6 protein-coding genes and 1 tRNA gene are annotated in these 8,995 nt (G+C 44.4%); all 7 read left to right on the forward strand.

The features are described from left to right. Positions 1 to 311: 311 nt before the first annotated feature. The gene (locus PHV77_05370; GenBank protein MDD5504724.1) at positions 312 to 2,246 is read left to right on the forward strand and encodes a CarD family transcriptional regulator; all 1,935 of its coding nucleotides are present in this window, start codon (positions 312 to 314) and stop codon (positions 2,244 to 2,246) included. A gap of 201 nt (positions 2,247 to 2,447) precedes the next feature. Then, positions 2,448 to 4,553, forward strand: coding sequence for an elongation factor G (fusA, locus tag PHV77_05375; protein MDD5504725.1), 2,106 nt, complete (start codon positions 2,448 to 2,450; stop codon positions 4,551 to 4,553). A gap of 130 nt (positions 4,554 to 4,683) precedes the next feature. Beyond that, entirely contained in the window at positions 4,684 to 5,757 is a 1,074-nt protein-coding gene (gene ychF / locus PHV77_05380) for a redox-regulated ATPase YchF (protein ID MDD5504726.1), read from the forward strand. Between the two features lie 55 nt (positions 5,758 to 5,812). Further along, on the forward strand, positions 5,813 to 6,313 hold the full coding sequence (locus PHV77_05385) for a YajQ family cyclic di-GMP-binding protein (GenBank protein MDD5504727.1): 501 nt from the start codon (positions 5,813 to 5,815) through the stop codon (positions 6,311 to 6,313). Between the two features lie 154 nt (positions 6,314 to 6,467). Next, positions 6,468 to 6,544, forward strand: a tRNA-Met gene (locus tag PHV77_05390). Positions 6,545 to 6,616: 72 nt separating this feature from the next. Then, a complete protein-coding gene (gene tilS, locus PHV77_05395) occupies positions 6,617 to 8,017 on the forward strand; it encodes a tRNA lysidine(34) synthetase TilS (protein ID MDD5504728.1) in 1,401 nt (466 codons plus the stop codon). 53 nt (positions 8,018 to 8,070) lie between these two features. Further along, a partial coding sequence (locus PHV77_05400; protein ID MDD5504729.1) for an AAA family ATPase occupies positions 8,071 to 8,995 on the forward strand: 925 nt, incomplete at its 3' end.

The following is an 8,995-nucleotide window of genomic DNA, read 5'->3' on the forward strand; positions in this document are numbered from 1 at the left end:
CGAATGTATCCTGAAGATACGACCAACGGGAGTATCTGAAGGATCCAGGTGTCAATACAGCATACGGGAGCATTAGAAGGATCTAAGCACCATACAGTATACGCGACCGCAAGGGAGCATAACTTATAAGTGCGAATGCATCCTGAAGATACGACGAACAGGAGTATCTGAAGAATCCAGGTGCCAATACAGTATATGCGACCAACGGGAGTATCTGAAGAATCCAGGTGTCAATAAAGCCTACGCTGCCGTAAACAGGCATTAACTTATAAATGTGAATTTTTTAAGACAAGCATGGATTTATAATAAAAATGAAGACATTCCCTCCTCATACCCGCAATGAGACCGGGTCAATAAAATTATACCGCGAACAGGACAAGTCAAAAGAGGCTTTTATGGAGGAGCTTTCCGGGCTGGGTTATGCCCCGTCCGGTTTTGTTTCCCATGAAGGGGATTTTGCTCACAGGGGAGGCGTGGTTGACGTATTCCCAATAGGTTACGATTGCCCTATAAGGGTTGAATTTTGCGATAATAAAATAAACGCTATATATTCCTTCAACTTGATCTCATCGGAAATGTCATCTTTGCATCAGATGATTATGATACCCCCTTTTGTTTTAACCCATTCACGAGCCCAAAGGGTTAATCCGCCGGATTTTGGCGAGACCATGCCTATTGATAATTTCGTGGATATTATGCCCGGCGATATTGTTGTCCACGTAGACCACGGTATAGGTATATACAGAGGCCTCAAAAAAGTAAAAGAACAGGCAGGGGATGTCAGGGATTATATGTTGATTGAATACGCGGATAAAGATAAGCTCTATGTCCCCGCGCGTGAAATAAATTTAATACAAAAATACATAAGTTTTTATAAACATGCCCCAAGGTTGAGCAGGCTTGGCTCAAAGGCATGGCAAAAGGCCAAGGATAAGACCAGGAGGATAGCCTCTTCATACGCTCTTGAACTGCTTCATATGCAGGCAAGCCGCATGAAGCTTAAGGGGTTTTTGTTTTCAAAGGATACGGATTGGCAGAAGACAATAGAGGGGTCTTTTCCTTATAAGGACACTATAGATCAGGCAAAGGCGTCATCCGAGGTAAAGGCTGATATGGAGGCGTCAAAGCCTATGGATAGATTATTATGCGGCGATGTCGGTTATGGAAAAACAGAAGTGGCCTTAAGAGCGTCTTTTAAGGCGGTAATGGATAATAAACAGGTGGCTATTCTTGTTCCGACTACGATACTTGCCGAACAGCATTACAATACATTTTGCACAAGAATGAAGGATTATCCGGTAAATATCCAGATGCTTTCAAGGTTTCGCACGAAGGGTGAACAAGCCCGCGTGCTTGCCGGGCTTAAAGACGCGAGCATAGATATCGTGATAGGGACCCACAGGCTCCTTTCGGATGATATAATCTTTAAGGACTTAGGCCTTGTTGTTATTGACGAGGAACAGCGTTTTGGGGTAAAGGCAAAAGAAAAGTTTAAGACCTTGAGACTGCTTGTTGACGTGCTTACAATGACGGCCACTCCAATACCGCGCACTCTTTACATGTCTCTTACCGGCGCCAGAGACATGTCCGTTATAAACACCCCGCCGCCCGACAGACTGCCGATAAAGACAATCGTATCCGCCTACGATGATAGCTTGCTGAAGAAATTTATATTAAACGAAGTATCAAGGAAAGGCCAGGTGTATTTTATCAATAACAGGATAGATGGTATTGATAAGATGGCAAAAAGAATACAGGGCCTTTGCGGCAGTAGTACGCGCGTTGCCCTGGCGCATGGCAGGATGTCGGCCAAAGAGCTTGAGGCCGTGATGCTGGATTTTATAAAAGGCAGGATAGGTGTTTTGGTATCTACAACAATAGTAGAGTCGGGTATTGATATCCCTAACGCGAATACTATTATTATTAATAACGCGGATAAATTCGGCCTGGCAGATCTCTATCAGCTAAGAGGCAGGGTTGGCAGGTTTAATGTGAAGGCTTTTTGCCTGTGCCTGGTGTCTAAGCGGGATATACCGGCAGATTCACGCCGCAGGCTTATGGCAATAGAGCGTTTTACCCAGCTTGGTTCGGGTTTTAAGATAGCGATGGAGGACCTGCAGATAAGAGGCGCGGGTAATATATTGGGTACCCAACAACATGGTTATATTGCCGCTGTGGGATTTGATCTTTATTGCCGTTTATTACGGGATGCTGTTCATCAGCACAAAATCAGGCTCCAAAAATAAACAGTGTTTCATGGCGGCAGAATGCCGAGCGCGGGGTATCCGGTCCCGCATCGGCAGATCGCGCAGGCCCGGCAAAAGATATTATTGACATATTTTTTAAAATCATATATCATATTTATCTAATTAATCTATATAACACACGGCCTTCTTCTGGTGTTATGTTGACCAAGAGAAGGTTTTTTATTTAAAACAGGAGAGAAAATGGCACGTTTGATAGATTTGAATAAGGTAAGAAATATCGGTATCATGGCGCATATTGACGCCGGGAAAACGACATTAAGCGAACGCATACTCTTTTATACCGGAAAATCCCACAAGATAGGAGAGGTCCATGACGGAAAAGCGCAGATGGATTGGATGGTTCAGGAACAGGAAAGAGGCATTACCATCACATCCGCGGCCACCACATGCTATTGGAAAGACCATAGAATCAATCTTATAGATACCCCGGGCCACGTTGATTTTACGGTTGAGGTTGAAAGAAGTCTAAGGGTATTGGATGGAGCCGTAGCGGTATTTTGCGCCGTAGGCGGTGTTGAGCCTCAATCTGAAACAGTGTGGAGACAGTCGGATAAGTATAATGTTCCTAAGATAGCCTTTGTCAATAAGATGGACCGTGTAGGCGCGGATTTTTTCGCGGTCAAAGAGAGTATTGAAAAGGATTTAGGCGCGGTCGTGCTTCCATTGCAGATACCTATCGGCGCTGAAGACACGTTCAGAGGTGTTATAGACCTTATAACAATGAAGGCGTATATATATGATGATGAATCCATGGGCCAGGATTTTGATGTGGAAAGCGTGCCTGCCGAATATGTAGATCAGGCTAAAAAATACAGGCATATTATGGTAGAGCGCGCCGCCGAGGTCTGTGACAATCTTATGGAGAAATACATAGAAAACGAGGAAAGTATTACCAATGATGAGCTGATGACAGCCATCAGGAAAGGGACTATTGCTAATAAAATAGTCCCTATACTCTGTGGTTCGGCGTTCAAGAATAAAGGTATACAGAGGCTTTTGTATGCCATTAATGATTATTTGCCTTCTCCGCTTGATGAGAAGCCTGTCACGGGCACTGATCCTGATAACTCTGAAAAAATACTTGAAAGAAAACCGGATGACAATGAACCTTTTTCTGCTTTGGCGTTTAAGGTGCAGTCGGACCCTCATATGGGCAAGCTGATATATTTCAGGGTCTATTCCGGATGCCTCAAGGCAGGTTCATATGTCTTAAATGCCACCAAAGGCAAGAAAGAGAGGGTGGGAAGGATATTGCAGATGCATGCCAACCACAGGGAGCCGCGTGAAGACATATATGCCGGTGATATCGCCGCTGCCATAGGCTTGGACCACACCGTTACCGGCGATACCCTTTGCGATGAAGATAATCCTATATTGCTGGAGGCCATTGAATTTCCGTCGCCTGTCATGTCATTAAGCGTTAAACCCCATACCCAATCCGATCAGGATAAACTGGGTAAGGGGCTTATGAGGCTGGCGGAAGAGGACCCCACGTTTACTGTCAAGACAGATCAGGAAACTGGAGAGGTTATATTATCGGGTATGGGAGAACTGCATCTTGATATAATAGTTGACAGGTTAAAGCGTGAGTTTAATGTTATAGCCGATGTGGGCGCTCCAAAGGTAGCATACAGAGAAACTATTTTGCGGTCCTGTCAGGAAAGCTATAAGCATGTTAAGCAGACGGGCGGCAGGGGCCAATACGGCCATGTTGAGATTATTTTAGAACCTGCCGAATCCGGAAAGGGTTTTGAGTTTGTCAATGCCATAAAAGGAGGCAGTATCCCTAAAGAATATATTCCGGCTGTGGAAAAAGGCATTATTGATATTATGCAGAGAGGCGTTTACGCCGGGCATCCTGTCGTTGATGTAAAGGTCACTCTGGTTGACGGTTCATACCATGAAGTGGATTCTTCTGAACTGGCATTTAAACTTGCCGCGGCAGAGTGTTTTAAAAACGCGTTTTTAAAAGCCGATCCGGTTATTCTGGAGCCTTATATGTCTGTTGAGGTGACCACGCCCCAGGAATACATGGGAAATATCACAGGCGATATATGTTCCAGGAGAGGTAAGATCATGGGTATGGAGGCAAAGGTAAACCAGCAAATCCTTATTGCCGAAACCCCTTTATCCGAAATGTTTGGTTATGCCTCATCGTTGAGGACCATCAGCAGCGGCCGCGCCGTCTATTCCATGCATTTTGAAAAATACATAAAGGCGCCGAATGACCTTACTGAAAAGATACTTGAAGAGGCCCGGCAGGCAAAAGAAGCAAGGCATAAATAGGCTGTATTTTTTTAAAACACTATCTTTAGTGCGCGGGTTTTGAGCGACGCTGTCCGTTTAATGGCGATTTCTCTGTGGATAATGCCGCAATGCGGCTGCTTGTTGCCGCTTAAGAGGCGAGGTTAAGGTTGTGAAGATAGGTATTATAGGCTTGCCCCAGACTGGAAAAAAAACATTTTTTCAAGCGCTTACCAATCACCCGCTTGCCGAAAAAGATTTGATATCAGGCAAACCGATCAAGGCGGTTGCGGAGATAAAGGATCCAAGGTTTGATCTGCTTGTCTCCATGTATAATCCTAAAAAACAAGTAAGAGCCAGGGTTGATATAGAGCTTTTGCCTAAGATAGAAAAGGATTCTTTTTCACAGGACGGCATATTCAAGGATATAGCTGAATTAAATGCCATATGCCATGTAGTCAGATGTTTTCAGGACGAATCGGTTTATCATGTAGCCGGTTCAGTTGACCCTCAGAGAGATATAGACAATATCAATTCAGAGATACTTCTTCATGATATGCTTTTTATAGAAAAGAGGCTGGAACGTATTGAAAAGGGCCTAAAGAAACTCAAAGACGAAAAAGCGGCAAAAGAAAAAGATCTGCTTGAAAAATTGAAACAACATCTTGACAAGGGACTGCCTATCCGGGTTTTAGGCCTTGGAAAAGAAGAAAGGGCTATCATATCAAGTTACCCTTTCCTGACCATGAAAAAGATGTTGATAGTTTTGAATATATCAGAGAAAGAATTGTCCAGTGATATCTTGTGCCGCGATATGCAAAAAAGATACGAGGGTTCTGATATCTATTTAATGAGCGCTTGCGCCAAGGTTGAATCGGAGATAGCGTCTTTTGAGTCGGAACAGGAGAGAATTCAATACCTGTCAGCGCTTGGCATAAGCAGTCCGGCTGTTTATGTCCTTACCACTCTGTGCATAAAGGCGCTGGATCTGATATCCTTTTTTACGGTAGGCCCTGATGAAGTGCGGCAATGGACTATACCTTTCGGCAGTTATGCGCCGCAGGCGGCCGGGGCCATACATACAGACCTGGAAAACGGTTTTATCAGGGCCGAGGTGATAAAATATAACGATCTGATAAGCCTGGGCAGCGAGATAAAAGCGAAAGAGGCCGGCAAGGCGTATCTCAAAGGCAAGGACTATATTGTTGAAGATGGCGATATCTTAGAAATAAGATTTAACGTATAAACAGCCGGCGAAATCAAAGGCCGGATTCGGTGTATTTTTTATAGGGGAGGATATCATGGCGAAAGAGACCTTTTCCTTTGATATAGTGTCAGAGGTCAATATGCACGAGATGGATAATGCCGTTGAGCAGTCAAAGAAAGAATTAATTTCAAGGTATGATTTCAAAAACACTAATTCTTCTATTGAGTATAAAAGAGACGAAAAAGAGATTATATTAGTATCTTCAAATGAATTTAAACTGCGGGCTTTACGTGATATCCTGCTTACCAGGACAATCAAAAGGGGTATCTGCCCGAAAGCGATAGTGTTTAATAACCCGGAATCTGTTTTTGGAAACAATGTCAAGCAGACGGTGAAGATATCTACCGGCATATCAAAAGAGAATGCCAAAGAGATAGTAAGGCGTATAAAAGACCTCGGCCTGAAGGTGCAAAGTCAGATAGAGGGTGAAAAGGTGAGGGTGTCATCATCCAAAAAAGACGACCTCCAGTCAGTAATCGGCCATATCAAGGCCATGGATTTTCCAATACCCTTGTCTTTTAACAATTACAGGTAACCGCAAGCATAAACCGGACTTTGGAATTAAGGCACCCCACGGCCCGGCTTTGCCTAAAAGTTTTTTAAGGGCCAGTATTGGTAATGCGGGAATTAGCCCTTGTTATAAGACAGATTTTTTGATATAATCCTTCCGTTTGGCGTATGTTGATTGCGGCGGCGTAGCTCAGATGGTCAGAGCACACGGCTCATACCCGTGTTGTCAGTGGTTCGATCCCACTCGCCGCTACCAATCCTTAGCGTTTTTTGTTAATTTTCCTTGTTCGCGCGGTCTGTTTATACCCGTTCCCGCTCATAATTTATAATGATTGATAAGATACGCAAAACAATTTCAAGACACGGCCTTATTCATCAAGGCGGCAGGCTGATACTGTGTGTTTCCGGCGGCCCGGATTCCATGGCTATGCTGTATGCGTTTGACGTTATTTCAAAGGAAATGGGTCTGCGGCTTTTGATAGCGCACATGAACCACTGTTTGAGGGGCGCAGAATCCGATAGAGACCAGGCTTACGTTGAGGCGGCAGGCAGGTCTTTGAACATACCTGTCGCAGTATGCAGGCAGAATACAAAAAAATTTTCACGATTGCATAAACTCAACCTTGAATCCGCAGCCAGGCGGCAGAGATATGATTTTTTCTCAAGGTTAGGCGAAGAACACGGCATAGAAGTCATTGCTACCGCCCACACGGAAGATGATCAATCGGAAACCGTGCTTATGCGGATAATAAGGGGGGCGGGTTTAAGAGGGTTAAGCGGTATACCGGTTAAAAATGTTGTCAGCAAAATAACCGTTATCAGGCCGTTGATTGATGTTTCACGCAGGGAAATTCAGTTATATCTTGCTTCTAAAAATATAAGGCCCAGGATAGACAGCTCCAACAGAGAGCCAAAATTTTTTCGCAACAGGATAAGATTAAGCCTTTTGCCTTTATTGCAGAGAGACTATAACCCTGATATTAAAGATTGCCTGCTGAATACCGCTGAACTTGCGCGTAGAGATTATGAATATCTGGATTTTGTTTACAAAAATAAGTTCAAGAGGCTCGCGCGTATAAAAGCGGATGGAGGCATAGTGTTTCTTCTCGCCGATATCGGTAAGCAGTATACTTCGGTTAAGAGAGGTTTGATAAGACAGGCGATTGGCTGTTTGCGCGGCAGTCTTGATAATATAGAATACAGGCACTGGAAAGAGATAGAATCTCTAATCCAGGCCAGGCGCGATAATGCTGTTGTCAATCTGCCCAATAATATTATTGTTGAGAAAGCCGGCAGGCGGTTGAGGATAGCAGTCCGCGGACGGCAAAAAAACGAAGCGCGCCAACAGGATTTGATGATTGCCAAGATACCTTTTACGGCGTATTTTGGAAGCCGCCGGTTTAATATCAGGCGGGTTAGGCGTATGCCTGATCTGGTGAAAAAACCAAGATTTGTAGAGTATATTTCTATTAAGAATTCAGACATGCCCCTTGTACTGCGTTGCCGCAGGCATGGAGACAGGATAAGGCCTCTGGGCATGAGCGGGTATAAAAAAGTTTCAGATTTATTTATTGACGATAAGATACCCCGCCTTAGGCGCTCTCATATCCCGGTCCTTGCCTCATCTGCGGGAGATATCCTGTGCATTCCCGGAATAAGAATATCAGACAGGTGCCGTGTAAAAAGTACGTCTTCGGACATCGTAAGGCTGGAATTATTGACAAGATAAGCATTATTTGTTATTATAACAGCCTAACTGAATTATACAATAAGAGGATTATAATGGCAAACGGTATTGGGAACAAAAACGCGCGCAGGTTATTAAAGCATGGCAGATTACCGAAAATAAAACCCCCATCAAACAGGCCTTCCGGCCTTGTATTCTGGATAATCACTATTTTGCTTTTTATTATGTTTTACAGGCTTAGTTCGCAGTCAATGGATGGTATTTCCAATCTGCCAAGGGCTGTTGCCTACAGCCAGTTATACAGGTTACTGGAAGATAATCCCTCTACCCAGCGCATAACCAAGATAGTAATTATTGAAGATAAAATAGAAGGCGTATTTTCTGACGGAAGAAAGTTTACGGTAAATATACCGGTTAACGATTCCGACATAATCAAGACGATAAGGAACAATGTTGCCGATGTCACGGTAAAGTCTTCAAAAACATTTCTTTCCAACCTGTTTTACGCTTTGGGGCCGACATTGTTATTTTTTGGCCTGCTGTGGTTTTTTTTCTATCGCGGTTCCGGCGCGGGAGGCGCCGCTAACAGGATATGGTCTTTTGGCAAAAGCCGCGCGCGGTTAATATCCGGAGACAAAGGCAGGATAACATTCAAGAATGTCGCCGGGGTTGACGAAGCAAAAGAGGAATTGCAGGAGGTTATTGAATTTTTAAAAGACCCTAAGAAATTTCAGAGGTTAGGCGGCAAGATGCCCAAGGGTGTTTTATTGATGGGGCCTCCGGGCTGCGGCAAGACATTGCTTGCCAAGGCCGTTTCCGGAGAAGCGGGCGTGCCCTTTTTCAGCATAAGCGGTTCGGATTTTGTGGAGATGTTTGTCGGGGTAGGCGCCGCGAGGGTGCGCGATTTGTTTGAGCAGGCGAAGAAATCCGCGAAAACAGAAGGCAAAGGCGCCATTATATTTATGGATGAAATAGACGCGGTCGGCAGGCAGAGATTTGCCGGCATAGGCGGAGGCCATG

Source organism: Candidatus Omnitrophota bacterium (genome assembly GCA_028716165.1).
Taxonomy (GTDB): Bacteria; Omnitrophota; Gorgyraeia; order JABMRG01; family JABMRG01; genus JAQUQI01.

Excerpts from the sequence above, each read along its gene's own strand:
- PHV77_05370 (MDD5504724.1), top strand. The coding sequence starts at position 312 with ATGAAGACATTCCCTCCTCATACCCGCAATGAGACCGGGTCAATAAAA.
- fusA (MDD5504725.1), top strand. The coding sequence starts at position 2,448 with ATGGCACGTTTGATAGATTTGAATAAGGTAAGAAATATCGGTATCATG.
- PHV77_05385 (MDD5504727.1), top strand. The coding sequence starts at position 5,813 with ATGGCGAAAGAGACCTTTTCCTTTGATATAGTGTCAGAGGTCAATATG.
- tilS (MDD5504728.1), top strand. The coding sequence starts at position 6,617 with ATGATTGATAAGATACGCAAAACAATTTCAAGACACGGCCTTATTCAT.